General features: G+C 71.7%; 16 protein-coding genes and 2 pseudogenes. 9 read left to right on the top strand and 9 right to left on the bottom strand.

Going from position 1 to position 25,620, the window contains the following annotated elements:
* Window positions 1-321: 321 nt before the first annotated feature.
* A complete protein-coding gene (locus ABT112_RS32230; RefSeq protein WP_351515344.1) occupies window positions 322-2,076 on the bottom strand; it encodes an NAD+ synthase in 1,755 nt (584 codons plus the stop codon).
* Between the two features lie 121 nt (window positions 2,077-2,197).
* On the opposite strand from ABT112_RS32230, the gene ABT112_RS32225 reads away from it, so the two are divergent.
* From ABT112_RS32225 to ABT112_RS32205, 5 genes are all read left to right on the top strand, one after another.
* Window positions 2,198-2,884 (top strand): DUF998 domain-containing protein, encoded by a 687-nt coding sequence (locus ABT112_RS32225; RefSeq protein WP_351515343.1) that lies wholly within the window; start codon window positions 2,198-2,200, stop codon window positions 2,882-2,884.
* A 23-nt stretch (window positions 2,885-2,907) separates the two neighbouring features.
* Window positions 2,908-3,744: an alpha/beta fold hydrolase gene (locus tag ABT112_RS32220; RefSeq protein WP_351515346.1), complete on the top strand. Its 837-nt coding sequence runs from the start codon at window positions 2,908-2,910 to the stop codon at window positions 3,742-3,744.
* A 257-nt stretch (window positions 3,745-4,001) separates the two neighbouring features.
* Window positions 4,002-5,363, top strand: a complete 1,362-nt coding sequence (gene glnA2 / locus ABT112_RS32215; RefSeq protein ID WP_351515342.1) for a gamma-glutamylpolyamine synthetase GlnA2 — start codon at window positions 4,002-4,004, stop codon at window positions 5,361-5,363.
* A gap of 261 nt (window positions 5,364-5,624) precedes the next feature.
* Window positions 5,625-6,125 carry a hypothetical protein gene (locus ABT112_RS32210; protein ID WP_351515341.1) on the top strand — a complete coding sequence of 167 codons (501 nt, stop codon included), beginning with the start codon at window positions 5,625-5,627 and terminating at the stop codon, window positions 6,123-6,125.
* A gap of 1 nt (window position 6,126) precedes the next feature.
* Entirely contained in the window at window positions 6,127-6,753 is a 627-nt protein-coding gene (locus ABT112_RS32205) for a hypothetical protein (protein ID WP_351515340.1), read from the top strand.
* A gap of 46 nt (window positions 6,754-6,799) precedes the next feature.
* On the opposite strand, the gene ABT112_RS32200 is transcribed toward ABT112_RS32205, so the two are convergent.
* Window positions 6,800-7,942, bottom strand: a complete 1,143-nt coding sequence (locus ABT112_RS32200; protein WP_351515339.1) for a M48 family metalloprotease — start codon at window positions 7,940-7,942, stop codon at window positions 6,800-6,802.
* Between the two features lie 168 nt (window positions 7,943-8,110).
* Window positions 8,111-9,145 carry a M48 family metalloprotease gene (locus ABT112_RS32195; RefSeq protein WP_351515338.1) on the bottom strand — a complete coding sequence of 345 codons (1,035 nt, stop codon included), beginning with the start codon at window positions 9,143-9,145 and terminating at the stop codon, window positions 8,111-8,113.
* Between the two features lie 340 nt (window positions 9,146-9,485).
* Between ABT112_RS32195 and ABT112_RS32190 the strand changes: the two genes are divergently transcribed.
* The gene (locus tag ABT112_RS32190; protein WP_351515337.1) at window positions 9,486-10,172 is read left to right on the top strand and encodes a hypothetical protein; all 687 of its coding nucleotides are present in this window, start codon (window positions 9,486-9,488) and stop codon (window positions 10,170-10,172) included.
* Window positions 10,173-10,685: 513 nt separating this feature from the next.
* Window positions 10,686-13,754 (top strand): bifunctional [glutamine synthetase] adenylyltransferase/[glutamine synthetase]-adenylyl-L-tyrosine phosphorylase, encoded by a 3,069-nt coding sequence (locus ABT112_RS32185; protein ID WP_351515336.1) that lies wholly within the window; start codon window positions 10,686-10,688, stop codon window positions 13,752-13,754.
* 150 nt (window positions 13,755-13,904) lie between these two features.
* Here the strand turns inward: ABT112_RS32185 and ABT112_RS32180 are convergent, their stop codons facing one another.
* From ABT112_RS32180 to ABT112_RS32155, 6 genes are all read right to left on the bottom strand, one after another.
* Window positions 13,905-14,768 carry a phosphatase PAP2 family protein gene (locus tag ABT112_RS32180; RefSeq protein ID WP_351515335.1) on the bottom strand — a complete coding sequence of 288 codons (864 nt, stop codon included), beginning with the start codon at window positions 14,766-14,768 and terminating at the stop codon, window positions 13,905-13,907.
* Window positions 14,769-14,804: 36 nt separating this feature from the next.
* On the bottom strand, window positions 14,805-15,905 hold the full coding sequence (locus tag ABT112_RS32175) for a LacI family DNA-binding transcriptional regulator (RefSeq protein WP_351515334.1): 1,101 nt from the start codon (window positions 15,903-15,905) through the stop codon (window positions 14,805-14,807).
* A 25-nt stretch (window positions 15,906-15,930) separates the two neighbouring features.
* Window positions 15,931-17,580: a glycoside hydrolase family 13 protein gene (locus ABT112_RS32170; RefSeq protein ID WP_351515333.1), complete on the bottom strand. Its 1,650-nt coding sequence runs from the start codon at window positions 17,578-17,580 to the stop codon at window positions 15,931-15,933.
* A gap of 93 nt (window positions 17,581-17,673) precedes the next feature.
* Window positions 17,674-18,528 (bottom strand): sugar ABC transporter permease, encoded by an 855-nt coding sequence (locus ABT112_RS32165; protein ID WP_351515332.1) that lies wholly within the window; start codon window positions 18,526-18,528, stop codon window positions 17,674-17,676.
* Complete coding sequence (locus ABT112_RS32160; protein WP_502975513.1) at window positions 18,525-19,538, bottom strand: carbohydrate ABC transporter permease; 1,014 nt, start codon at window positions 19,536-19,538, stop codon at window positions 18,525-18,527. Before ABT112_RS32160 ends, ABT112_RS32165 begins: the two co-directional genes overlap by 4 nt.
* A gap of 121 nt (window positions 19,539-19,659) precedes the next feature.
* Entirely contained in the window at window positions 19,660-20,961 is a 1,302-nt protein-coding gene (locus ABT112_RS32155) for an extracellular solute-binding protein (protein WP_351515331.1), read from the bottom strand.
* A gap of 301 nt (window positions 20,962-21,262) precedes the next feature.
* Here ABT112_RS32155 and ABT112_RS32150 point away from each other — a divergent pair.
* Window positions 21,263-22,657 (top strand): annotated as a pseudogene (locus ABT112_RS32150) (alpha-amylase); the annotation flags it as partial.
* Between the two features lie 171 nt (window positions 22,658-22,828).
* A pseudogene (locus ABT112_RS32145) lies at window positions 22,829-25,405 on the top strand (alpha-1,6-glucosidase domain-containing protein); the annotation flags it as partial.
* Window positions 25,406-25,620: the final 215 nt, after the last annotated feature.

Genomic DNA, 25,620 nt, shown 5'->3' with positions numbered 1-25,620 from the left:
GGGGCCTCCGGGGTGGGGGGTTCCGGAACGTATATTTACGGCCCTGGGGGCCACAAATACACGGAAGCTTCCGGAACCCCCCACCCCTGCGGCCCCGTCCCCCTCACGCCGGTGGCCGTCCATCGGGCGGGGCGCTGGTGTCCGGTGGTGGGCGTCCGCTGGAGTGCTCCCCGCTTCGGCTTTTCTGCTTCCGGGGGCGTTGCTGGTGGTCTGTTCCGGTCCTGTTTCTCCGACGGCAGTCGGCTTGGTGGCGGAACGGGAAAGCCCGGTACTTCCGAGAAGTCTCGGAAGTACCGGGCTTTCCCGTGTGTGGTGGGGGTGTCAGCTGTGTTCGCGCCAGCGGTTGGTGATCGGGAGGCGGCGGTCCTTGCCGAAACCTTTCGCCGAGATCTTCGTGCCCGGCGGGTACTGGCGGCGCTTGTACTCGGCCGTGTCGACCAGGCGCAGGATCCGGGTCACGAGTTCGGGGTCGAAGCCCGCGGCCACGATCTCCGCGCGGCCCTGGTCGCGGTCCACGTACCGTTCCAGGATCTGGTCGAGGATGTCGTAGTCGGGCAGAGAGTCCGTGTCGACCTGGCCCGGCCGGAGCTCGGCGCTCGGCGGCTTGGTGATCGAGTTCTCCGGGATGGGGGGCGTCTGCCCGCGCTCCTCGGCGGCCTGGTTGCGCCAGGTGGCCAGGCGGAAGATCAGGGTCTTGTAGACGTCCTTGATCGGGCCGTAGGCGCCGACCGAGTCGCCGTACAGTGTGGAATAGCCGCAGGCCAGCTCGGACTTGTTGCCCGGGGCGAGGACGATGTGGCCCTCCTGGTTGGAGATGGCCATCAGCGTGGTGCCGCGCAGCCGCGACTGGAGGTTCTCCTCGGCGAGGCCGGTGAGGCCCAGGGCCGTCATGTAGGTGTCGAACATCGGGCCGATCGGCACCGTGCGGTAGTTCAGCCCGGTGCGGCGGGCGAGGTCGGCGGCGTCGTCCTTGGAGTGCTCGGAGGAGTAGCGCGAGGGCATGGAGACGCCGTACACGTTCTGCGCGCCGAGGGCGTCGCAGGCGATGGCCGCGACGAGCGCCGAGTCGATGCCGCCGGACAGGCCAATGAGGACGCTGCGGAAGCCGTTCTTGGCCGCGTACGCCCGCAGGCCCACGACCAGGGCCGAGTAAACCTCCTCCGTGTCGTCCAGCCGGTCGGCGTAACCGCCGGCCAGCTCCGGCTCGTAGGCGGGGAGCGGGTCCGCGGAGAGCGTGACGTGCTCGATGCGCAGGCCGTCGTCGACGGTGCCCGACGGGGGCTCCGGGGCCGCCGCCGGCAGGTCCAGGTCCAGCACCACGCAGCCCTCGGCGAACTGGGGGGCGCGGGCGATCACGTCGCCGTCGGGTGCCACCACGATGGAGTCGCCGTCGAAGACCAGCTCGTCCTGGCCGCCGATCATCGCCAGGTAGGCGGTCGTGCAGCCCGCCTCCTGTGCGCGCTTGCGCACCAGCTCCAGGCGGGTGTCGTCCTTCTCCCGCTCGTACGGCGAGGCGTTGATGGAGAGCAGCAGCCCGGCGCCGGCGGAGCGGGCGCCCGGGACGCGGCCGCCGTCCTGCCACAGGTCCTCGCAGATGGCCAGTGCCACATCGACGCCGTGGACCCGGACGACGGGCAGCGAGTCGCCGGGGACGAAGTACCGGAACTCGTCGAAGACGCCGTAGTTGGGCAGGTGGTGCTTGGCGAAGGCCAGCGCGACCTCGCCGCGGTGCAGCACCGCCGCCGCGTTCTGCGGGGCACCGGCCGGCTGGCCGTAGCGCGGCTGCGCCTTGCCGGACCGGTCCAGATAGCCGACCACGACCGGGAGTTCACCGAGCCCCTCGTCCGCGAGCCGGGCCGCCAGCGCACGCAGCGCGGCGCGCGACGCCTCGACGAAGGAGGAGCGCAGGGCGAGGTCCTCGACGGGGTAGCCGGTCAGCGCCATCTCCGGGAAGGCCACGAGGTGGGCCCCCTGCTCGGCGGAGTGCCGGGTCCAGTGGACGATCGTCTCGGCGTTCCCGGCGAGATCGCCGACGGTCGAGTCGATCTGATTCAGGGCGAGACGAAGTTGAGGCACCCCGCCAGTGTAATCGTCTGTCTGACGCGATCAGGGTGGGGAACCTCATCGAGCAGGGGGCACGCTGCGGAGTCCCGCCCTCCGCACCCTCGGAACGACGTCGGTGAGCTGCGGCAATAGCATGGCGTCCACTATGTCCCGTGCCTCGCGCCTCATCTCCGCCCTGCTCGCCCTCGGTGCTGTCGCCTACACGGCCTGGACGCTGGAGGTGGTCCTGGCCACCGGCCTCGACCCCGCGGAGACCTACGTCAGCGAGCTCGCGGCGACCGACCAGCCGCTCGGCGCGCTCTTCCGGACCACCGATCTGATCGCCGGGCTGCTGTTCCTCGCCGCCGCCGTCACCGCGCTGCTCCAGGGGGAGCGCGGGCCGCGGTGGACCACGGCCGGCTGGGTCGGCATGGCCGTCTTCGGCGCCGCAACGGCCGTCGACTCGCGGTTCCCGCTCAGCTGCGCGCCGATCGACGACCCCGGCTGCGCGGCACGGGAGCGCGCCGGGCTGGTGCCCTTCACCCACGTGGCACACACCGTCAGCAGCTCGGTGGCGATCGGCGGGGCGCTCGTCGCCCTGGTGGCGCTGACCGTCGCCGCGCGCCGCTACGGTCGGTGGGCGCCGGTGGCCCGCTTCGGCCCGCATCTCGTCGCGGTCGAACTTCTCGCCAGTCTGTGGACGCTGGTGGCCGTCGCCGCGGTGGAGGTCGGCCGCGGCCCGTGGTTCCTGGGCGCCGGCCAGCGGCTGCAGGTGCTGCTCATCGCCGTCTGGGCCGTCCTGCTGGCATACGCGCTCGCCGGGCGGGAGCGCGCCGGGTGACCCGTCCCGGCATCCCCGGGCGGATGCTGCGGATCGACGGCCTCCCCACCCATGTGCTGTGCGAGGGGGCGGGCCCGGTCACCGTGCTGACCGGCGGACTCGGCAGTCCGTGGTTCGACTGGGACGAGGTCGTCCCGCTCCTCGCGCCGCACCGCACCGTCGTCCGGTTCGACCGCCCGGGCCTCGGGCTGAGCGCCCCCGCGGTGCGGGTCCCGACCGCCGCGGGCGAGGCTGCCCGGATCCGCCACGTCCTGGCCGCCCTCGGCCTGACCGGGCGCTGCGAGATCGTCGGGCACTCGCTGGCCGGCTTCCACGCCGAGGCCTTCGCCCGGCTCCACCCGGAGCGGACCGCGGGCCTCGTCCTGGTGGACAGCAGCGTCGTGGAGGACGGCCCCTCCCCCTTCCCCGCCGGGCTGCGCATCGGGGCCGCCCGCGCCCTGGGCACCGCGCTCTCCGCCGCCGGCCTGCCCCGGCTGCTGGCCGGCACCGCCCGCCGCCTCACCGTCCGCACGGCGACCGTCCGCCACCACGACCCCGTACCGGACAAGCTGGTCCGCCGCTGCTACGGCACCAGCCGGACCCTGCGCGCCGCGCTGCTGGAGAACGCCACCTACCGCGACCTGGTGACCGAGACCGTCGCGCTGCGCGCCCGCCACCCGCTGCCGCCCGTTCCCGTCACCGTGCTCGCCGCGTACGACGCGAGCGAGTCCCCCCACGAGCTGCGCTGGCTCGACCAGCAGCGCCGGCTCGCCGCACTCCTCGGCGGGGAGTTCCGGCTGTCCGCCCCGGCCGGCCACCAGCTGATGCTCGACGATCCGGCGGCCGTGGCACGGGCCGTGCTGGGCACGGGCCCTCGATAGGTCCGGTGGGGCGTGGCCCGGGCGGGAGGTGTCGGACGGGAACCCGGGGACGCGGGGTACGGTCGGTCGGACGGAGAGGGCCCGGACCGCGGGAACCGCGGGATCCGCGGGCGGGGAGAGGCGTCACGGCCGGATTGCGCGGCCTTCCGCCCGGACGCGTAACCTGCTGGAAACCGCCCCCGGTGATACTGATGGTGGCCCCGCGATGTGACCGCCGGCGGTGCTGAACAGGCCGTCCGACCTGCAAGGAAGTAGCGATGGACAAGCAGCAGGAGTTCGTGCTCCGCACGCTCGAAGAGCGCGACATCCGCTTCGTACGCCTGTGGTTCACCGACGTGCTCGGGTTCCTCAAGTCGGTCGCCGTGGCCCCCGCCGAGCTGGAGCAGGCCTTCGACGAGGGCATCGGCTTCGATGGGTCCGCGATCGAGGGGTTTGCCCGGGTCTACGAATCGGACATGATCGCCAAGCCCGATCCGGCCACCTTCCAGATCCTGCCCTGGCGCGCCGAGGCCCCCGGCACGGCCCGGATGTTCTGCGACATCCTGATGCCGGACGGCTCCCCGTCGTACGCGGACCCCCGCTACGTCCTCAAGCGGATCCTGGCGAAGACCTCCGACCTCGGCTTCACCTTCTACACCCACCCCGAGATCGAGTTCTTCCTGCTCAAGGACAAGCCGGTGGACGGGCGGCGGCCGATCCCGGCGGACTCCTCCGGCTACTTCGACCACACCCCGCAGAACGTCGGCATGGACTTCCGCCGGCAGGCGATCACCATGCTGGAGTCCATGGGGATCTCGGTGGAGTTCTCCCACCACGAGGGCGCGCCCGGACAGCAGGAGATCGACCTGCGCTACGCGGACGCCCTGTCCACCGCCGACAACATCATGACGTTCCGGCTGATCATGAAGCAGGTCGCGCTGGAGCAGGGCGTGCAGGCCACCTTCATGCCGAAGCCGTTCTCGGAGTTCCCCGGCTCCGGCATGCACACCCACCTGTCGCTGTTCGAGGGCGACCGCAACGCCTTCCACGAGTCCGGCGCCGAGTACCAGCTCTCGAAGGTCGGCAAGTCCTTCATCGCGGGCCTGCTGCGGCACGCGGGCGAGATCGCGGCCGTCACCAACCAGTGGGTGAACTCCTACAAGCGCATCTGGGGCGGCTCGCAGCGCACCGCGGGCGCGGGCGGCGAGGCCCCCTCGTACATCTGCTGGGGCCACAACAACCGCTCGGCCCTCATCCGCGTGCCCATGTACAAGCCGGGCAAGACGGTCTCCACCCGGGTCGAGGTCCGCTCCCTGGACTCCGGCGCCAACCCCTACCTGGCGTACGCGGTGCTGCTCGCCGCCGGGCTCAAGGGCATCGAGGAGGACTACGAGCTGCCGGCGGGCGCGGACGACGACGTGTGGGCGCTGAGCGACGCGGAGCGCCGCGCCATGGGCATCGAGCCCCTGCCGCAGAACCTGGGCGAGGCCATCTCGCTGATGGAGCGCAGCGAACTCGTCGCGGAGACGCTGGGCGAGCACGTCTTCGACTTCTTCCTGCGCAACAAGAAGCAGGAGTGGGAGGAGTACCGCTCCGAGGTCACGGCGTTCGAACTGCGGAAGAACCTGCCGGTGCTCTGAGCGCGGGCCGGTGCGTACGCGCTGACCGCTGAACCACTGACCACTGATCCGGGCCGATGGCGGAATGCCGTCGGCCCGGAGGCGTTTCTCCGGTGAGCCGTTTCGCCCGATGACCGCTCTCCGGCCCGGGCCTGCAGTCCGGCGCGAGCCCAGGACGACCTGCGGGAAGTCCTGGTCGACCCCTGTGTCCGGGCCGTTCCGCTGCGTTATGTTGGAACGTCAGGGGCACGGGGGGTGCCTCGCGGCACAGGGGGAGGAACGGTGTCGGAGGATCAGGAACTGCCGGACCCGGGGGCGTCGGACCCGCAGTCGTCGAATCCCGCGTCGTCGGGTGAGGGGGCGTCGGGCCAGGGGGCGTCGGGCCAGGAGTCATCGAACCAAGAGTCGTCGGAGACCGAGGATCAGGAACTGCCCTACCGGGAGACGTCGGACCCGGAGTGGAACCAGGTCGCGGCCGGTACGGCGGCGGTGAGTCTGCACCCGGACGAGCAGACTCCCGAGGTGATCGTGGTGAGCGGGCCCTGCCCCCGCTGCGGGCACCCGAGTGTGTTCTCCGAGCGGCTCGTCGCCTACTCCAGCGCCATCATGTCCGGTGGCGGACTCCGCCGCGGTCTGCTGGCCCGGGCACTGCACCGGGCAACGGTCCAGCAGGGTGCCCGGCAGGTCGAGGTGATCTGCTGCTGCCGTACCGACCACGACGAGACGGGGGAGCGCAAGGGCTGCGGCGCCTCCTGGGTGCTGCACGTCGAATGGGGTGTGTGACATGGCGATCCGGGTCTCGCCCGGCATACCCAGTACGCCCGCCAGCCGGCTCCGGGCCGACGAGGCCCGCCGGCTGCTGGAGGACGAGCTGACCCGCGTCCGCGCACAGGCGGAGAGCTGGCGCAACGGTCTCGCCGCGCTGCTCGCCCTGCTGACGTCCGTCGGCGTGGTCAAGGGACCGGACCAGGTGCACACCCTGACCGGCTGGTCGCGCGGCGCGGTGGGACTGCTGCTGCTCACCGGCCTGCTGCTGTCCGCGGCGGGCGCGTTCTGGGCCATGCGGGCCGCCTTCGGACTGCCCCGGCGGCGGGTGGCGGAGAGCTCGCTGGAGGAACTGCTCACCCGTCAGCGGCTCAGTGTGCGCCGGGCGGTCACGGATCTGCGCCGGGCCATCGTCGCCGGGTTCACGGCGCTCGCGGTGGTGGCCGCGGGCGTCGGGCTCACCTGGTACGGCAGCCGGGCGGACAAGGCCGGATTCCGGGTCGTCGACACCCGGGGCACGGTGCTCTGCGGCCCCCTGGTGCGCTGGGACGCCAAGAAGGGCGTGCGGGTACGGGTCCAGGGCGTGGAGCGGAACGTCCCCATGCCGCGGGTCGCCTCGGCGAAGCCGGTGAAGAGCTGCCCGTAGCGGGGACGTTCGGGGAGTCTTCGGAGAGCCTGCCCCGGCGACCCCGTCACAGCCAGCGGGCGTCCGGCTGTGCACCCCGGCGGTGCAGCTCCAGGACCGCCGGAGCGGTGTTCTCCCACAGCAGGTTCACGATGTCCTGGATTCCTGTGCCCAGCATGATCGCCGACTCGGCGTGCTCCTCGGCGTTCTGCTGGAGGTTCATGCGCAGCAGCTTGCGCCGGTCACTGGCCGGCGGGTGCGTGGTGGCCGTCCCGACGGTGTCCTCCCCGCGCATGAGCAGGGACAGTGCCCGGTTCAGCACCTCGTACGCCGAGAAGAACAGCTCGACCCCGGCGTGGCTGAGCGCGACGTCGTGGCGCTTCTCCACCATCGCCGACACCGAGAGGGACCAGCCGATCAGATCGGCGGTGAACTCCTTCTCCCAGCTCCAGGTGGCCTCCGACACGGCGGGCCCCGCGGTGCCCAGCAGTCGCCGGGGAGCGGTGCCGTCGGCGAGATGGCCGTCGGCGACATGGCCGTACTCATGGCCCAGGACGAACAGTTCCAGCCCGTTGCGGAGTGTCGAGGCCAGGGGGTTGAGCTCGGGCGGGATGAAGTACTGCGGGGCGGCCCCCGGCGAGCCGCGCAGGACATAGGCGAGGACGACTTCGCGGAACCGTTGCAGCGCCGCGGGCGCGTCCCGGAGGTGGCGCCGCACGCTGTCGATGCCGTGGGAGAACGCCAGCCCCCCGTCCTCCGTCTCTTCGAAGGGGATCGCCAGGGCCACGGCCTTGCTGAACAGGTTGGCGAAGTTGAGGAGTTGATCCTCGAAGACCACCAGATGCGCGTCGGAGTCGGGGACGAGAATCGTGACGGCGTTGATCTCGCCGGTGGCCAGTGTGCCCAGCATGGGCCGGGTGAAGGGCGACGGAACGTGACGTTCCAGGACGTCCGCGAGGGAGTGGATCAGGTGGTACCACTCCCACGTCTCGTGCGGACCGAGCGGAGGCCAGTGATCCGGAACGTGCCGGGCCGCCGCGATGACGGCGTCCAGTTCCTTCTCGGTCGCCTGCGGGACGATGCCCCGGGCCATGGTCCGCAGGGCCTCATCGGAGTGCCCGCGCTCGGACGGGCCGTCGCCCCGGGCCTCGGCGATCGTCGCCTGGAGTTTCCAGAGAAAACTCCGTGCGCGGTCCGGATCAGTCGTCAATGCTCCGCCCCCCCGTTCATAAGTTGTCCCCAGGGCTCGTATACGTCTGGTGGCGCAGGGACGTCAGGTCTTGTTCCGCTGAATACCGGGGGCGGGGCATCCTTTTGGCGTGCGGACACCGGACTCCGGCGCCGTTTGCCGTGCGAACGCCCCGCTCCGGGAATGCCTTCACAGCCAGCGGATGTCCGGACGCTCGCCCCGGCGGTGCATTTCCAGGACCAGGGGAGCGGTGCTGTTCCAGAGCGTGTCCACGATCTCCTGGATTCCGCTGCCCAGCCCGATGGTCGATTCGGCGTGCTCCGCGGCGTTCTGCTGAAGGTTGATGCGCAGAAGTTGGCGCCGGTCACCGGCCGGCGGGTGCGTGGTGGAGGTCCCGACGGTGTCCACCCCGCGGATGAGCAGCGCCAGCGCCCGGTTCAGGACTTCGTAGGCGGAGAAGAAGAGCTCGACCCCCGCATGGCTCAGCGCCACGTCGTATCCCTGCTCGGTCATGGCGGAGACGGCCAGATGCCAGCCGATCAGGTCGGCGATGTGCTCGTTCTCCCAGCTCCAGGTGGCTTCCGCGACGTCGGGACTCGCCGTCCCCAACAGCCGCCGGGGCGCCGAGCCGTCGGCCAGATGGCCGCCGAGGACATGGCCGTACTCGTGGCCCAGGACGAAGAGTTCCAGACCGTCACGGAGGATCGAGGCGAGTCCGCCGACTTCCGCGGACGCGAAGTACTGCGGTGCCCTGCCCGGCTCCCCGTCCAGGAGATAGGCGAAGACGACCTCGCGGAAGCGCTGCACGGCCTCCGGGGATTCGGCGATGTGGCGCCGCACCTCGTCCATGTCGAAGGAGAACTGCAGCATCCCGTCCTCGGCACTCCTGAACGGCAGGGCCAGGGCCACGGCCTTGCTGAACAGGTTGGCGAAGTTGAGGAGTTGATCCTCGAAGACCACCAGATGCGCGTCCGACCCGGGCACGAGGAGCGTGATCGCATTGATCTCGCCGGTGGCGAGGGTGCCCAGCGTCGGCCGCACGAAAGGCGGCTGGATATGACGCTCCAGGGTGTCGGCGAGTTTGTGGATCAGCCAGTGACCGCCCATGTCCGCATGCGGCCCCCTGGGGGGCCAGTGCTCCGGTGTGTGGTTCGAGGCGTCGATGAGCGTCTTGAGCTGGTCCTCCGTGGCGCCGGGCAGAACGCCCTTCGCGACGTAGCGCATGAGCGCGTCGGTATCACTGAGGGTCGGCCCCCGGCCGCGGGCCTCGGCGATCCTCGCTTGCAGCTTCCAGAGAAAGGCCTGTGCTTGCTCGGTTTCCGGCATCAACTCTCTGCCCCCCGTTCCCTGCTCTCAGTATTGTCCGACACGCGGGTCGGCATGTCCGCTGTTGCCGGAAAGAGATGTGGCGGGTGACAGTTCTGCTTGTGCTTGCTTCCAGATGTATTGCGCGGAATGCCGTTTCCGGAGGGTGTGGGGGCGCGAGCGGGGCTGAGGTGGCTTTCCGGCCGGTGACTCCAGGGCGTTGGCTAGGCTTGAACGGCAGTCGACGAGGAGAACGGGCATGTCGCCGAAGGTGCCGAGGCACATTCAGGAGCGGTTCGACGGTGGGCCGACGAGCGCTGCGTGGTGCACGATCGGCAGCATTCCCGCACCGCCTCCGGAGGTGCACGAGGGGGCCGGCAACGGGCCGTTGGGGCCCGGCTCGCCGCGCCCGCTGGAAGTGCTGCGGCAGGTTCTCGCCGCTCCTCTCCGGCCCTTGCGTGTTGTGTTCGACGCGCTGCAACGCTTCGACACCCGGTTCCTGAACGAGAACGGCGCGGGTTCCGTCCGACATGCCCGCGCGCGGCGCGACGCGGCGGTGGCCGAGCACGGCCTCGACCGCGTCTTCGACGGGGACTGGTGCGGCTCGGCTGGGCAGCTGCTGTTGCGCTGGTACGAGCAGTCCGCGCACCCCGGACGGCTGGTGGCGCTGGGGGCCGGACGCATCGTGCTGGCCGGGCCGGTGCAGCGGGTGGCAGCGCGTGAGCCGCATCAGCTGCAAATCCTGACGGAATTCACCCCGGATGAGGCTGTCCTCGAGGATCCGCTGCTCGGTGCACACCGGCACGATCGGCTCCGGCTCCGCTTCTCCGACGGCTCATGGCTCGTCCTCGTCACCGATGGCTCTCCCAGTGACATCCACTGGCACCTGTGGGGCAAAGAGCGGCCTCCCGCGGACGCCACCGGTCGTCGCCGACGGCCCGGATGACGAGGGCGTGGGGCCGTCGCCGCAGAGTGTCGGTGACGCCGCAGCGGTCCGTGCCCCTCGGCCGGCGATGAGCCCCGGAGGCCCGCCCCCCTGCATTCCCTCCCCTCGCGGGGGTGGGGCTCACGGCTTCTCCAGGCGTCGTCCGCACCCGCTCACACCGGCGCTCCGTCCCGTCGGCCCTCGGCGCACCCGGCCCTCCTCGTTCACCCTCCGCCCTTCAGCGTTCCCAGCCCCCACGCCCACCCCCACCGCACGCCCCCTCCCACAACGTGATCGATCAAGGAATCCCCGCACGTCGAAATATGCTGGGAACACCGCCCCGGACACCCGCCGGGCGCGCCGCGTCGGACGGGTCCGGACGGTTAGGCTCGTGACCGGCCCCGTCCGGGTTCCGTACGGGACACGGGCACGACGGCGCGGGCGGCGGTGCGGGCGACGGCGCCCGTGACGGCGACCGGGAGCGACCGGGGCGTGGAAGGCGGGCCGGGGCCGGGCCGGCGGCAGGTCGGCCCCATGGGACGGGAGGCGGCGGTGGCGCAGGTACCGCAGGGACGCAGGAGCAGCACCTTCACCCGGCTGCTCCGGCACGGATTCACCGACCCCTCGGCGGCGGCGCGGCTGCTCGACGCCCCCGAGTTCTCGGCCTTCAGCACCGACCCCGTGCTGCTCGACGCGCTCGGTGCCACCGCCGACCCCGATCTGGCGCTGATGGGCCTGGTGCGGCTCGTCGAGGGGCTGGCCCTGCGGGACGAGGTGCGGGCCGCCTCCGGCGAGAACGGCGGGCCCACCGAGACGCGGACCCTGCTCGACACCCTGATCGGCTCCAAGCCGCTGCGCGACCGGCTGCTCGGGGTGCTCGGCGCGTCCGAGGCGCTCGGCGACCACCTGTCGCGGCACCCCCTCGACTGGCACGCCCTCGTCACCTACGAGTCCGCCGACCTGCACCCCGGCGTCGACGAGTTCGAGCGGATGCTGGACGACGCCCGGGACGCCGACACCCTGCGCTCCGCCTACCGCCGCTGTCTGCTCACCATCGCCGCCCGCGACGTCTGCGGCACCATCGACGTCGCCGACAGCGCCGCCGAACTGGCCGACCTGGCCACCGCCACGCTGCGCGCCGCGCTGGCCATCGCCGCCGCTCACGAGCCGTCCGACGCCCGGATGTGCCGCCTCGCCGTGATCGCCATGGGCAAGTGCGGCGGCAACGAGCTCAACTACGTGTCCGACGTGGACGTCATCTTCGTCGCCGAGCCGGTGGACGGCGCCGAGGAGTCCAAGGCGATGCAGGCCGCCACCCGGCTCGCCTCCCACATGATGCGGATCTGCTCCGACACCACCGCCGAGGGCACCATCTGGCCGGTCGACGCCAACCTGCGCCCCGAGGGCCGCAACGGCCCGCTGGTCCGCACCCTCTCCAGCCACCTCGCCTACTACCAGCGCTGGGCCAAGACCTGGGAGTTCCAGGCCCTGCTCAAGGCCCGGCCGGTCGCCGGCGACATGGCACTGGGCCAGGAGTACCTGGACGCGGTGGACCCCCTGGTCTGGCAGGCCGCCGAGCGGGAGAACTTCGTCCCCGACGTGCAGCAGATGCGCCGCCGCGTCGTCGACAACATCCCCCCGGCGCAGATCGACCGCGAGCTGAAGCTCGGGCCCGGCGGGCTGCGGGACGTGGAGTTCGCCGTCCAGCTGCTCCAGCTCGTGCACGGACGCACCGACGCCACCCTGCGCAGCGGCGCCACCCTCGACGCCCTGGCCTCGCTCGCCGCGGGCGGCTACGTGGGGCGCGCGGACGCCGCCTCGCTCGACGCCGCGTACCGCTTCCTGCGGTCCATGGAGCACCGCATCCAGCTGTACCGGCTGCGCCGCACCCATCTCGTCCCCGAGGACGAGGCCGACCTGCGCCGCCTCGGCCGCTCCCTGGGCCTGCGGACCGAACCGGTCACCACCCTCCGCAAGGAGTGGAAGCGCCACGCGCGCGAGGTGCGGCGGCTGCACGAGAAGCTCTTCTACCGGCCGCTGCTCGACGCGGTCGCCCAGCTCGACCCGGGGGAGGCCCGGCTCAGCCCGCGGGCCGCCGGGCAGCGCCTCGAAGCACTCGGCTACGCCGACCCGGGCGCCGCGCTGCGGCACTTGGAGGCACTGGCCTCCGGGGTGACCCGCAAGGCGGCGATCCAGCGCACCCTGCTGCCCGTGCTCCTCGGCTGGTTCGCCGACTCGGCCGACCCGGACGCCGGGCTGCTCAACTTCCGCAAGGTGTCCGACGCGTTGGGCCGGACCCCCTGGTACCTGCGGCTGCTGCGGGACGAGGGCGCGGCGGCGGAGAACCTCGCCCGGGTGCTGTCCGCCGGGCGGCTCGCCCCCGATCTGCTGCTGCGGGCCCCCGAGGCGGTCGCCCTGCTCGGCGACCCGGAGGGCCTCAACCCCCGCGACCACCGGCATCTGCTCCAGGAGATCCTCGCCGCCGTGGGCCGCGCCGACGGCGCCGAGGCGGCCGTCGCCGCGGCCCGCGGGGTGCGGCGCCGGGAGCTGTTCCGCACCGCCGCGGCCGACCTCATCGGCTCCTACGGCACCGAGGGCGGCTCCGACCAGGAGGCCGGCTACTCGCTGACCGGCGGCGGCGCCGTGGACCTGGTCGGCGGCGCGATCAGCACCATCAGTGCGGTGACCATCGCGGGCGCGCTGCGCGCCGCCGTCCGCGCCACCTGGGGCGACGAACTGCCCACCCGCCTCGCCGTGATCGGCATGGGCCGCTTCGGCGGCCAGGAGCTCAGCTACGGCTCGGACGCCGATGTGCTCTTCGTCCACGAACCGCGCGAAGGGGTCGACGAACACGAGGCCGCCCAGGCCGCGTTCGCCGTCGCCAACGAGATGCGCCGGCTGCTCCAGCTCCCCACCGCCGACCCGCCGCTGCTGATCGACGCCGATCTGCGGCCCGAGGGCAAGTCGGGTCCCCTGGTCCGCACCCTGGCCTCGTACGCCGCCTACTACCGGCGCTGGTCGCTGATCTGGGAGAGCCAGGCGCTGCTGCGCGCCGAGCCGGTCGCGGGCGACCCGGACCTGGGCCGGCGGTTCATCGAGCTGGTCGACCCGCTGCGCTACCCGGCCGAGGGCCTCGGCGAGGACGCCGTACGGGAGATCCGCCGGCTCAAGGCCCGGATGGAGTCCGAGCGGCTGCCCCGGGGCGCGGACCGGAACACCCACACCAAGCTGGGCCGCGGCGGCCTCTCCGACGTCGAGTGGACCGTCCAGCTGCTGCAGATGCAGCACGGCTGGGCCGAGCCGGGCCTGCGGACCACCCGCACCCGCGAGGCCCTGCACGCCGCGCACGCAGCCGGGCTCATCGCCACCGAGAACGCGGAGATCCTGGACGAGGCCTGGGTGCTGGCCGCCCGGGTGCGCAACGCGGTGATGCTGGTGCGCGGCCGGCCCGGGGACACCTTCCCCACCGACGGGCGCGAGCTCGCGGCGGTGGGCCGCTACCTGGGGTACGAGCCGGGCCACGTCGGCGAGATGCTGGACGACTACCGGCGGATCACCCGGCGGGCACGCAGTGTCGTGGAGGAGCTGTTCTACGGGGCGTGACGGCCGGGGGCGGCCCACCGGCGGACGGCCGCATCAGGCACGGGCAGGACGGCCGGACCGGTCACGACGGCCGGACCGGTCACGGTGGGCAGATCCCGCACGGGGCCCGACGGCCACCGGAAGCCACAGGCATGGGGCGGCCGCCCCCGCTCAGACCGGGCGCAGCTCCGGCTGCACCGGCACCTGGCGCGGCAGCCGGTACGCCATGGTGCCGTACCAGGCGTACGACAGCGCGAAGCCGAAGGCCAGGCACATCAGCCCGCCGACCGCGTCCAGCCAGAAGTGGTTCGCGGTGGCGACGATCACCACCAGGGTGAGCGTCGGATAGGCGATGCCCACCACCTTCAGCCACATCGGCCGGGCCAGCATCACGATGGTGATGCCGCACCACACCGACCAGCCGATGTGCATCGACGGCATCGCCGCGTACTGGTTGGACATGGCGGCCAGATTGCCGGACGCCATCGACCCCCAGGTCTCGTGCACCAGCACGGTGTCGACGAACCCGCCGTGCGGCATCAGCCGCGGCGGCGCCAGAGGATAGAGGTAGTAGCCGAGGAGCGCGACCCCGGTGGTGGCGAACAGCACCAGCCGGGTCGCCGCGTACCGCCCGGGATGCCACCGGTACAGCCACACCAGGACCACGATGGTCACCACGAAGTGCAGCGTCGCGTAGTAGTAGTTCATGGCGACGATCAGCCATTCCACCGAGTTCACGGCGTGGTTGACCGTCCGCTCCACGGCGATGCCGAGGACTTCCTCCACCCGCCAGATCCAGTCGGCGTTGCGCAGGGCCTCGGTCTTCTGCTCCGGGACCGCGTTGCGGATCAGCGAGTACGTCCAGTAACTCATCGCGATCAGCAGGATCTCGAACCACAGCCGGGGATGGCGAGGAGTGCGCAGCCGGACCGTCAGGGTATGCGTCACTGCGGGGCGGTCCGAACGCTCCTCGATGGGTGGCGGGGTGGTGGCCGACCTGCGGCCTTCCAGAGTCCTCACAGATACTTCACCCATAGCGCGACAGTCTGCCAGATCGTCGCCTCCGACAGATCATTCGCCGGTCGGTTCCTCTTCACCCACGCTACGCCTGGAGGAGGAGGTCTGCCCGCCCGGAGCGGCCGCCGTGGAACCCCGCACCACGAGCTCCGGAAGGAAGACGAACTCGTTGTGCAGCGGCTCCGGGGCACCGCCCTGAGCCGCCCCTGAGAGGGTGCCGCCGATCTCCTCCAGCAGCGCCCGCACCGCCGCCTGGCCCATGGCCGGCACCGGCTGCCGGATCGTGGTCAGGGGAGGATCGGTGAAGGCGATCAGCGGGGAGTCGTCGAAACCGATCACCGAGATGTCCCGCGGCACGTCCAGGCCGCGCTGCCGGGCGGCGCGGATCGCGCCCAGCGCCATCATGTCGCTGGCGCACACCACGGCCGTGCAGCCGCGGTCGATCAGCGCGGAGGCGGCCGCCTGGCCGCCCTCCAGGGAGAACAGCGAGTGCTGCACCAGGGCCTCGGCCCGGGCCGCGGAGTGACCGAGCAGTTCGTCCATGCTCTGCAGGAAGCCCTCTATCTTCCGCTGCACCGGGACGAACCGCTGCGGCCCCAGCGCCAGCCCGACCCGCTCGTGGCCGAGCGCCGCGAGATGCGTGACCGCCAGCCGCATCGCCGCCCGGTCGTCGGGGGAGACGAACGGCGCCCTGATCTTCGGGGAGAAGCCGTTGATCAGGACGAACGGCACGCCCTGGCCGCGCAGCTGCTCGTAGCGCTGCGCGTCGGCGGAGGTGTCGGCGTGCAGCCCGGAGATGAAGATGATCCCGGCGACCCCGCGGTCCACCAGCAGTTCGGTCAGCTCGTCCTCGGTGGCGCCGCCCGGCGTCTGGGTGGCGAGCACCGGGGTGTAGCCCTCGCGGGTCAGCGCCTGCCCGATCACCTGCGCGAACGCCGGGAAGATCGGGTTGTCCAGCTCCGGGGTGATCAGCCCGACCAGTCCGGCGCTGCGCTGCCGCAGCCGGACCGGCCGTTCGTAGCCCAGCACGTCCAGCGCGGCCAGCACGGACTGGCGGGTGGTCGCGGCCACGCCCGGCTTGCCGTTGAGGACCCGGCTCACCGTCGCTTCGCTGACCCCCGCCTGGGCTGCGATATCAGCAAGTCGCGCGGTCACGGGATGGGACTGTACCGGTCGCATCTCAGACCGCCCACCACACACAGGAATCGGCCGGAATGCGGACGGTTCCTTCCGCGCTGCGTCCCTCGGGGATCAGGATGGCCAGCGGCGAGGTGGACAGCAGCGGACGGCCCGGCACCGGCAGTTCGACCTCCCGATCCAGGGTGTTGAGCGTGCACACGAATCCCGGGCGGGACACCGCCAGCACTCCCTCCGGTGCGTCCAGCCAGGCCATCGGGCCGTCGCCCAGCCCGGGCAGCTCCCGGCGCAGCACCAGCGCCGAGCGGTACAGCTCCAGTGTGGACCGCGGATCGCCGGACTGCGCCTCGACCGACAGCTCCTGCCAGGCCTCGGGCTGCGGCAGCCAGCTGCCGCCCGGCCCGAAGCCGTACGGGGCCCGGTCGCCGGACCAGGGGATCGGCACCCGGCAGCCGTCCCGGGTGCCGTCCTGGCTGCCCGCCCGGAAGAACGCCGGGTCCTGGCGCACCTCGTCCGGCAGGTCCACCACCTCCGGCAGCCCCAGCTCCTCGCCCTGGTAGACGTAGGTGGAGCCGGGCAGGGCGAGCATCAGCAGCGCCGCCGCCCGGGCCCGGCGCAGCCCCGGTTCGCCGCCGCCGTAGCGGGTGGTGTGCCGGACGACGTCGTGGTTGGACAGCACCCAGGTGGTGGGCGCCCCCACCGAGGCCGTCGCCTCCAGTGACGCGTCGATCACCGTGCGCATCGAGCCGGCGTCCCAGTCGCAGGTCAGGAACTGGAAGTTGAACGCCTGGTGCAGCTCGTCCGGCCGGACGTACAGCGCCAGCCGCTCCGAGGTGGGCGCCCAGGCCTCGGCGACGCCGATCCGGTCGCTGCCGTAGGAGTCCAGCAGCTTCCGCCAGGAGCGGTGGATGGCGTGCACCCCGTCCTGGTCGAAGAACGGCAGCACCTGGGCGCCGATCAGCTTGGCCTGCTCGCTGCGCCCGATGTCGGGCAGCCCCGCGGCCTTGACCATGCCGTGCGCGACGTCGATCCGGAAGCCGTCCACGCCGAGGTCCAGCCAGAAGCGCAGGATGGACTCGAACTCCTCCCGCACCTCCTCGTTGTCCCAGTTGAGGTCCGGCTGCTCGGGGGCGAAGAGGTGCAGGTACCACTCGCCGGGGGTGCCGTCCGGGCCGCAGGTGCGGGTCCAGGCCGGGCCGCCGAACACCGACTCCCAGTCGTTCGGCGGCAGTTCGCCGCCGCTGCCCTTGCCGGGCCGGAAGTGGTAGCGGTCCCGGGAGGCCGCGCCCGCCCCCTCCGCGAGCGCGGCCCGGAACCACACGTGCTGGTCCGAGGTGTGATTCGGGACGATGTCCACGATCACCTTGAGTCCGAGCTCGTGCGCCGTGCGCACCAGGTCGTCCGCGTCCGACAGGGAGCCGAACAGCGGGTCCACGGCACGGTAGTCGGCGACGTCGTACCCGCCGTCCGCCTGCGGCGAGGCGAAGAACGGGGTGAGCCACACGGCGTCCACCCCGAGCTCCGCGAGGTACGGCAGCCGCTCCCGGATGCCGCGCAGGTCACCGATGCCGTCGCCGTCGCTGTCCGCGAACGAGCGCACGTACACCTGGTAGATGACGGCGCTGCGCCACCACCCCTGGGTGTGCGGCCCGGCCGTCTGCTCGCGGACGGAAGGGGCGAGGTCCTGGGTCATGGTGCGTTCCCCATCGGGTCGGCCCGTCAACGGGCTTCATGTGCAAGGAGTCGGTCGGTCCGGCGCGCCGCGCGGACCGGGGGTACGGGCCGGTCAGCCCTTGGTGCCGCCCGCCGTGAGGCCGGCGACGAGGTGTTTCTGGGCGAAGAAGAACATCAGGCCCGCCGGCACGGTGATCAGCACCGAGGAGGCCGTCATCAGGCCCCACTCGGCCCGGTGCGGGCCGACGAAGGTCTGCAGTCCGACGGCGAGGGTGTAGTTCTCCTCGCTGGACATGAACTGGGTGGCGTAGGCGACCTCGCTCCACGCCGTGATGAAGGAGTAGAACGCGGTGACCGCCAGGCCGGGCCGGGCCAGCGGCACGATCAGCCGCCAGAAGGTGCCGAACGGGGTGAGCCCGTCGACCCGCCCCGACTCGTCGATCTCCGCGGGCACGGTGTCGAAGTACCCCTTGAGCATCCAGGCGCAGAACGGCACCGACACCGAGCAGTAGGTGAGGGTCAGCCCGCCGTAGCTGTCCAGCAGCCCCAGCTTCCCCAGGGTGTTGTACAGCGGCACGATCAGCACCGCGACCGGGAACATCTGGAACATCAGGAACGACCACATCAGGGACTTGTGGCCGGGGAACCGCATCCGGGACACCGCGTACCCGGCGCTGGCCGAGATGAGCACCCCGACCACGGTGGTGCCGCCCGCCACGACCAGCGAGTTGCCGAACCAGGTCAGGAACTCCGTCTCGCCCAGCACCCGGCTGTAGTTGCCCAGCGAGAAGCCGGACATCTCCATCGGATGCGTCCAGCCGTTCTCCCCGCGCAGCGACACCAGGACGATGAAGACCACCGGGAACAGCGCGATCAGCGCGGCCAGGGCGAGGGCGGTGTGCAGGGCGACCGACGAGGCCCGGGAGCGCTCCCCGCGGCCCCGGACGCGTACGGCTGTGGTGCTCATCGGGCGGTCTCCTGACGGGTCGACATCCTGCGGTAGAAGACGGAGAAGACGAGCAGCAGGGAGAGGATGACCATGCCGTAGGTGGCCGATCCCGCGTAGTCGCGGACCCCCTGGAACGCCAGCCGGTAGGCGTAGGTCACCAGGATCTCGCTCTCGGTGCCGCCGGCCTGCCCGATCACCAGGTAGATGATCGGGAACATGTTGAAGGTCCAGATGGTGCCCAGCAGGATGACGGTGCTGCTGACCGGGCGCAGGCCTGGCAGGGTGACGTTGCGGAACCGCTGCCAGGGCGACGCCCCGTCCATCTCGGCCGCCTCGTGCAGCTCCCGGGGTATGGACTGCAGACCGCCGAGGATCGCCACCATCATGAACGGCACGCCAAGCCACGTGTTGACCCCGATCACCGAGATCTTCTGGATCACCGGGTCGCCCAGCCAGTCCACCGGGCCCGCCCCGACCTTGGCCAGCAGGGCGTTGAGGACGCCGTTCTGGCTGTTGTACATCAGCTTCCAGGCGAACGCGGCGACGAACGCCGGAACCGCCCAGGGCAGGATCAGCAGCACCCGGTAGAGGGAACGGCCCTTCAGCGGCCGGTTGAGCAGCATCGCCAGCCCCAGACCGATGCCGTAGTGCAGGAACACACAGCTCGCGGTCCAGATCACCGTCCAGCCCAGCCGCGGGTAGAACGACCCCTCCGTGCCGGAGAGGATGTTCCAGTAGTTCTCCAGCCCCACGAACGAGTAACTGGCCGGCACCTCGAAGGTGCCGATGGTGCGGCCGATGTTGGCCTCGTTCGCGTCGGTGAACGACAGGTAGAGGCCGCGGCCGAGCGGATACCCGACGAGCACGGCCAGCACCACCACGACGGGCAGCACCATCGCCCAGGCGTACCAGTGGGTGTCGAACGAGCGCCGGGCCCGGGTGAGCGGCCCGGGGCGCGGGCTGCGCTCCGGGGGCCGGGTGCTCCCGGCACCGGCGGTGCTCCGGGGCGGGGTGACGGCTGTGGTCATGGCTCCACGGCTTTCTGCGGGTTCTGCGAGCGGGGCGGGTGGGAACCGGCTCGGCCGGCCGGGCGCGTGAGGTCCGCCCACGCGAGCGGGGTGGACCCCCGGCCGGCCGAGCCGGAGACTGTCACTCGCCGGTCTTGTAGTCCTTGATCAGCTTGGTCCGCCACTCCTTCGCCAGGGCGTCGAGCCCGGCCTTCGGCGACATCTGGCCGCGCAGGATCTTCACGTAGTGCTGGTCGTAGGCGACGAAGAGATCACCGACACCCGGGATGGCCGGACGCGCCTTGGAGGTGGCGAGCGCGTCCTGGAAGGCCTTCTTCACCGGGTCGGCCGTCACCGCCGCCGTGTACGCCGACGTGCGGGTCGGCAGGGTGCCGAGCTCGGTGGCGGTGTACTCCTGGCTCTTCTTGGACGTCATGAACTTCACGAAGAGCAGCGAGGCGTCGAGGTTCTTCGTCCCCCGGTAGACGGTGTAGTTGTGGCCGCCGATGGGGGCCGCGCCCCGGCCCGAGGAGCCGGCCGGGATCGGGGCGATGCCCAGGTTCTTCTTGTCCTCGAACGCCTTGCCGGTGTAGTCCTCGGCCGTCGACCAGGGGCCGTTGACGACCATGGCGACCTTGCCGTCCTTGAAGGCGGTCTGCATGTTGACGTAGCCGTCGGTGGTGGCCGGCTTCAGCGAGACACCGGACTTCACCATCTTCAGGGCCGTCTCGATGCCCTTGACGGCCTCGGGGGAGTTCACGGTGATCTTCTTGCCCTTGACGTCGAGCATGTCACCGCCCTCGCCGTAGACGAACGGCAGGGAGAAGTAGCCCTCGGGGTTGAGCTGGGTGCCCGCGACCCCGGTCCTCTTCTTGATCCTCTTCGCGGTCTCGGTGAACTCCTCCCAGGTGGCCGGGGGCTTGCTGATCCCGGCCTTCTTGAAGAGCTCCTTGTTGTAGAGGAGACCCAGGGTGTCGGTGACCTGCGGGACGCCGACGGTCTGCCCCTTGTAGCGGGCGGTCGACAGCGGCCCCGGCAGGTAGTCCGCCTTGCCGTCCAGAGCGACGGTGCCGTCCAGCGGCTGGAGCAGCCCGAGGTTGGCGAAGCCGGCGGTCCAGCCGACGTCGGTGCGCATCACATCGGGTGCGCCCTTCCCGGCCTGGGCGGCGGTCTTGAACTTCTGCTCGGCGGCGTCGAAGGACACCGGCACCCGCTTGACCTTGATCTTCGGGTACTTCTTCGCGAAGTCGGCGATCAGCTTCTCGTACGCCGGGCCCTCGGCCTCGTTGGAGGTGTCCCACCAGGTGACGGTGCCGGACACGCTGCCCGGGTCCTTGGCGGCCTTCGAGCCGTCGCCGCCGGCGCCGGCCGTGTCCCCACCGCAGGCCGTCGCCGCCAGAGCCAGCACGCCGGCCACCGCGGCGACCGATATGCCTCGACGCATATGGATCTCCTCAATGAGTGTGACCCGGCGAGTCCCTGGGTGGTCCGGGCTGGGCAGGAACGTAACAGGCTGAAATCTCTTGCGAAAGACCTTGCAACGAGAAAACGGCGTGATTTCACCGTTGTGACCTCCCTGTGTCCCGGGGGTTGACCCCGCAGGTCGGGGCTCGTACGGTCTCGACCGCAGCACGGCGGCTGCCGTCTTGCTGCAAGAACCATCACTCAATGGCCTTACGGGCAGGGCGCGTTGCCGCAAGGCTGCACCGTCACCCCCCCACCTCCCGAAGGAGGAGGCCCCCCACATGGCCAGTACCGTCAGCAGGTCTCTCGCCGTCGCCCTCGCCGTCACGGCGGGGGTGGCGACCGCCGTCGTCGCCCCGGGCACCGCCCCGCGGGCGCAGGCGTCCCCGCCGGGGGACAAGGACGTCACCGCCGTCCTCTTCGAGTGGCGTTTCGACGACGTCGCCCGGGAGTGCCGGAAGACCCTCGGCCCCGCCGGATACGGCGCCGTCCAGGTCTCACCGCCCCAGGAGCACATCCGGGGAGCCCAGTGGTGGACCTCGTACCAGCCCGTCGGTTACAGGATCGCCGGGCGGCTCGGCGACCGCGCCGCCTTCCAGGAGATGGTCGGCGCCTGCCACTCCGCGGGTGTGAAGATCGTCGCCGACTCCGTGATCAACCACATGTCCGCCGGCGCCGGAACCGGCACCGGCGGCACCGCCTACACCAAGTACGACTACCCCGGCACCTACCGCCCGCAGGACATGGACGACTGCCGGTCGGAGATCGGCGGCTACGGCGACCGGGCCGAGGTGCAGAACTGCGAACTCTCCGGCCTCGCCGACCTCGACACCGGCGAGGAGCACGTCCGCTCCCGCATCGCCGGCTACCTGAACGACCTGCTCTCCCTCGGCGTCGACGGCCTGCGGATCGACGCCGCCAAGCACATACCCGCCACCGACCTCGCGGCCGTCAGGAAGAAGCTGAAGGACCCGGACGCGTACTGGAAGCAGGAGGTGATCCACGGCGCCGGGGAGGCCGTCTCCCCCGACGAGTACCTCGGCACCGGCGACGTCCAGGAGTTCCGCTACGCCCGCGACTTCAAGCGGGTCTTCACCGGCGAACAGCTGTCGTACCTGAAGAACTACGGCGCCGGCTGGGGCTTTCTGGACAGCGGCAAGGCCTCGGTCTTCGTCGCCAACCACGACACCGAGCGCGCCGGCGACACCCTCAGCTACAAGGACGGCGCCGACTACACCCTGGCGCACGTCTTCATGCTGGCCTGGCCCTACGGCTCCCCGGACGTCCACTCCGGCTACGAGTGGTCCGACAAGGACGCCGGACCGCCCAACGGCGGCTCGGTGAGGGCCTGTTACGCCGACGGCTGGAAGTGCCAGCACGCCTGGCCCGAGATCGCCCGCATGGTGGGCTTCCGCAACACCGTGCGCGGCACCGCCGTCACCCACTGGTGGGACAACGGCAACGACGCCATCGCCTTCGGGCGGGGGAACAAGGGCTTCGTCGCCGTCAACCACGAGAAGAAGGCCCTGTCCCGGACCTTCACCAGCTCGCTCCCCGCAGGCGACTACTGCGATGTGCAGAGCGGGCGGAACGTCACCGTCGACGGCTCCGGAAAGTTCACCGCCACCCTCGGCGCCGACACCGCGCTCGCCCTGCACACCGGGGCGCGCCGCTGCTGACCGCCTGAACCGCCCGGCAACCGATCCGGCCGCCCGGCGCGCGCCCGCGCACCGGGCGGCCTCCCCGTATCCCCTCGAGGAGACCGTCCCGTGATCCGCCCCTCCCTGCGCAGAACGGCGGCCGTCGTCGCGGCCGCCCTGTGCGCGGCCCTCGCACCGGCCGTCCCGGCCACCGCCGCACCGGACCTGGACCTCGGCGCCTCCCAGGCCCAGTGGATCGACCGCTCCACCGTGGTCTGGAAGGAGCAGGCCACCGGCACCGCCACCCGGCAGCTCGTCCACGCCCCGCGCGGCGGCCTCACCGTCGAGGACGGCGACCTGTCCGACGCGGGCCACCGGCTCCGGCTGACCCCCTCCGCCCTGACCGACGCACAGCGCGCGAAGTACCCGCATCTGAAGGACTATCCGGCCTTCACCGTCGACCCGCGTGACCGCGACCGGGTCCGCGCCGCCCTCCGCGGCCAGCTCGTCGCCACCCAGCGGTCCGCGTCCGGCGAACTGCTGGCCGCGACCGGCGTCCAGATACCCGGCGCCCTCGACGACCTCTACGGAACGGACGCCGCCCGCACCACGCTCGGCCCGGTCTTCACCGGCGGCCGCCCCACCCTCTCCGTCTGGGCTCCCACCGCCCGCGCCGTCGCCCTCGAACTCGGCGGCCGGACGCACCGCATGCACCGCGATGCCCGCACCGGCGTCTGGTCCGTGACCGGCCCGAAGAGCTGGGCGGGCGAGCCCTACCGTTACGCGGTGACCGTCTGGGCCCCGACCGTGCGGAAACTCGTCACCAACCGGGTCACCGACCCCTACTCCACCGCCCTGACCACCGACTCCCGCCGCAGCCTCGCCGTCGACCTGGACGATCCCCGGCTCGCGCCCCCGGGCTGGTCCGCACTGCGCAAACCCGCCCCCGTGCCCCTGCGCGCCGCCCGGATCCAGGAACTCCACATTCGCGACTTCTCCGTGGCCGACCGCACCAACCGGCACCCCGGCGGCTACCTGGCCTTCACCGACCGGCGCTCCGCCGGCGTCCGGCACCTCCGGAAACTCGCCGAGGCCGGGACCTCGTACGTCCACCTCCTCCCGGCCTTCGACATCGGCACCATCCCCGAGCGCCGCCGGGACACGCCCGACTGCGACCCGGCCGCCCACCCCGCCGACTCCGAGCAGCAGCAGGAGTGCGTCACCCGGGGCGCCGCCGACGACGCCTACAACTGGGGCTACGACCCGCTGCACCACACCGTCCCCGAGGGCTCCTACGCCACCGACCCCGACGGCCCCCGCCGCACCGTGGAGTTCCGCCGCATGGTGCAGGCCCTCAACCGCACCGGGCTGCGCACCGTGATGGACGTCGTCTACAACCACACCGTGGCCGGCGGGCAGCACAACACGTCGATCCTGGACCGGATCGTCCCCGGCTACTACCAGCGCCTCCTGGCCGACGGCTCGGTCGCCACCTCCACCTGCTGCGCCAACACCGCGCCCGAACACACCATGATGGGCAAACTCGTCGTCGACTCGGTCGTCACCTGGGCCAGGCAGTACAAGGTCGACGGCTTCCGCTTCGACCTCATGGGCCACCACCCGAAGGCGAACATCCTCGCCGTCCGCAAGGCCCTCGACGCGCTCACCCCCGCCGAGGACGGCGTCGACGGCAAGAAGATCGTCCTCTACGGCGAGGGCTGGAACTTCGGCGAGGTCGCGGACGACGCCCGCTTCCCCCAGGCCACCCAGCGGAACATGGCCGGCACCGGCATCGCCACCTTCAGCGACCGGGCGCGCGACGCGGTCCGCGGCGGCGGCCCGTTCGACGAGGACCCGCGGGTGCAGGGATTCGCCTCCGGTCTCTTCACCGACCCCAACGGCTCACCCGCCAACGGCACCCGCGCCGAACAACGGGCACGGCTCCGCCACGCCCAGGACCTCATCAAGGTCGGCCTCACCGGCAACCTCGCGGACTTCACCTTCACCGACTCCTCCGGCACCCGCGTCAAGGGCTCGGACGTCGACTACAACGGCGCCCCCGCCGGCTACGGCCGGGCTCCCGGCGACGCCCTCGCCTACGCCGACGCCCACGACAACGAGACGCTCTACGACGCCCTGGCCTTCAAACTCCCGCAGCGCACCACCGGCGCGGACCGGGCCAGAACGCAGGTCCTGACCATGGCCACCGCCGCCCTCTCCCAGGGCCCGGCGCTCTCCCAGGCCGGCACCGACCTGCTGCGCTCCAAGTCGCTGGACCGCAATTCCTTCGACAGCGGCGACTGGTTCAACGCCATCCACTTCGGCTGCGGCCCGGCGGCCAACGGCTTCGGCCGCGGCCTGCCCCCGGCGGCGGACAACAAGGCCAAGTGGCCCTACGCCAAACCACTCCTCGCGGACCCGGCCCTCCGCGCGACCTGCCCGGACATCCGCGCGGCCGGGGCCGCCTACCGCGACCTGCTGCGGATCGCCACCAGCGAGAAGTCCTTCCGCCTGGCCACGACCGACGCCGTCCAGTCGGACCTCTCCTTCCCGCTCTCGGGCACGGAGGAGACCCCGGGCGTGATCACCATGCGCCTCGGCACGCTCCTGGTGATCTTCAACGCCTCCCCGGACCGCCAGGAACAGCACCTCACCACGGCCCGCCCGTACCGCCTCCACCCCGTCCAGGCCCACGGCAGCGACCCGGTCGTGAAGACCGCAACCCACACCCACAACACCTTCACGGTCCCGGCCCGCACGGTCGCGGTGTTCCGGGCGGACTGACAACGGAGCCGTAAAGCCACTCACGGACGGGAAGGGGGCGGGCCGAACCAGCGACACCGTTGACAGCCCGTTCCGGAGGGAAAGCCGCCGACGAGACGGGAGGGGGCCGGGGCCGGAGGGGTGGGGGGTTCCGGAAGCTTCCGTGTATTTGTGGGCCGCCAGGCCCGTAAATATACGTTCCGGAACCCCCCCCCCCCCCGGTCCCCGCACCCCGC

The sequence above is a fragment of the Streptomyces sp. NPDC002055 genome, assembly GCF_040296705.1.
In the GTDB taxonomy this organism is placed as follows: domain Bacteria; phylum Actinomycetota; class Actinomycetes; order Streptomycetales; family Streptomycetaceae; genus Streptomyces.
Note: the sequence above shows the minus strand (reverse complement) of the source record. Positions and strands in the feature narration are given on the sequence as shown.

Bases quoted from the DNA above. Each gene is read 5' to 3' on its own strand.
- ABT112_RS32185 (WP_351515336.1), top strand. From the start codon at position 10,686: ATGGGACGGGAGGCGGCGGTGGCGCAGGTACCGCAGGGACGCAGGAGC.
- ABT112_RS32180 (WP_351515335.1), bottom strand. From the start codon at position 14,768: ATGGGTGAAGTATCTGTGAGGACTCTGGAAGGCCGCAGGTCGGCCACC.
- ABT112_RS32165 (WP_351515332.1), bottom strand. From the start codon at position 18,528: ATGAGCACCACAGCCGTACGCGTCCGGGGCCGCGGGGAGCGCTCCCGG.
- ABT112_RS32220 (WP_351515346.1), top strand. From the start codon at position 2,908: ATGCTGCGGATCGACGGCCTCCCCACCCATGTGCTGTGCGAGGGGGCG.
- ABT112_RS32160 (WP_502975513.1), bottom strand. From the start codon at position 19,538: ATGACCACAGCCGTCACCCCGCCCCGGAGCACCGCCGGTGCCGGGAGC.
- ABT112_RS32190 (WP_351515337.1), top strand. From the start codon at position 9,486: ATGTCGCCGAAGGTGCCGAGGCACATTCAGGAGCGGTTCGACGGTGGG.
- ABT112_RS32205 (WP_351515340.1), top strand. From the start codon at position 6,127: ATGGCGATCCGGGTCTCGCCCGGCATACCCAGTACGCCCGCCAGCCGG.
- ABT112_RS32225 (WP_351515343.1), top strand. From the start codon at position 2,198: ATGGCGTCCACTATGTCCCGTGCCTCGCGCCTCATCTCCGCCCTGCTC.
- ABT112_RS32170 (WP_351515333.1), bottom strand. From the start codon at position 17,580: ATGACCCAGGACCTCGCCCCTTCCGTCCGCGAGCAGACGGCCGGGCCG.
- ABT112_RS32195 (WP_351515338.1), bottom strand. From the start codon at position 9,145: ATGCGCTACGTCGCGAAGGGCGTTCTGCCCGGCGCCACGGAGGACCAG.
- ABT112_RS32155 (WP_351515331.1), bottom strand. From the start codon at position 20,961: ATGCGTCGAGGCATATCGGTCGCCGCGGTGGCCGGCGTGCTGGCTCTG.
- glnA2 (WP_351515342.1), top strand. From the start codon at position 4,002: ATGGACAAGCAGCAGGAGTTCGTGCTCCGCACGCTCGAAGAGCGCGAC.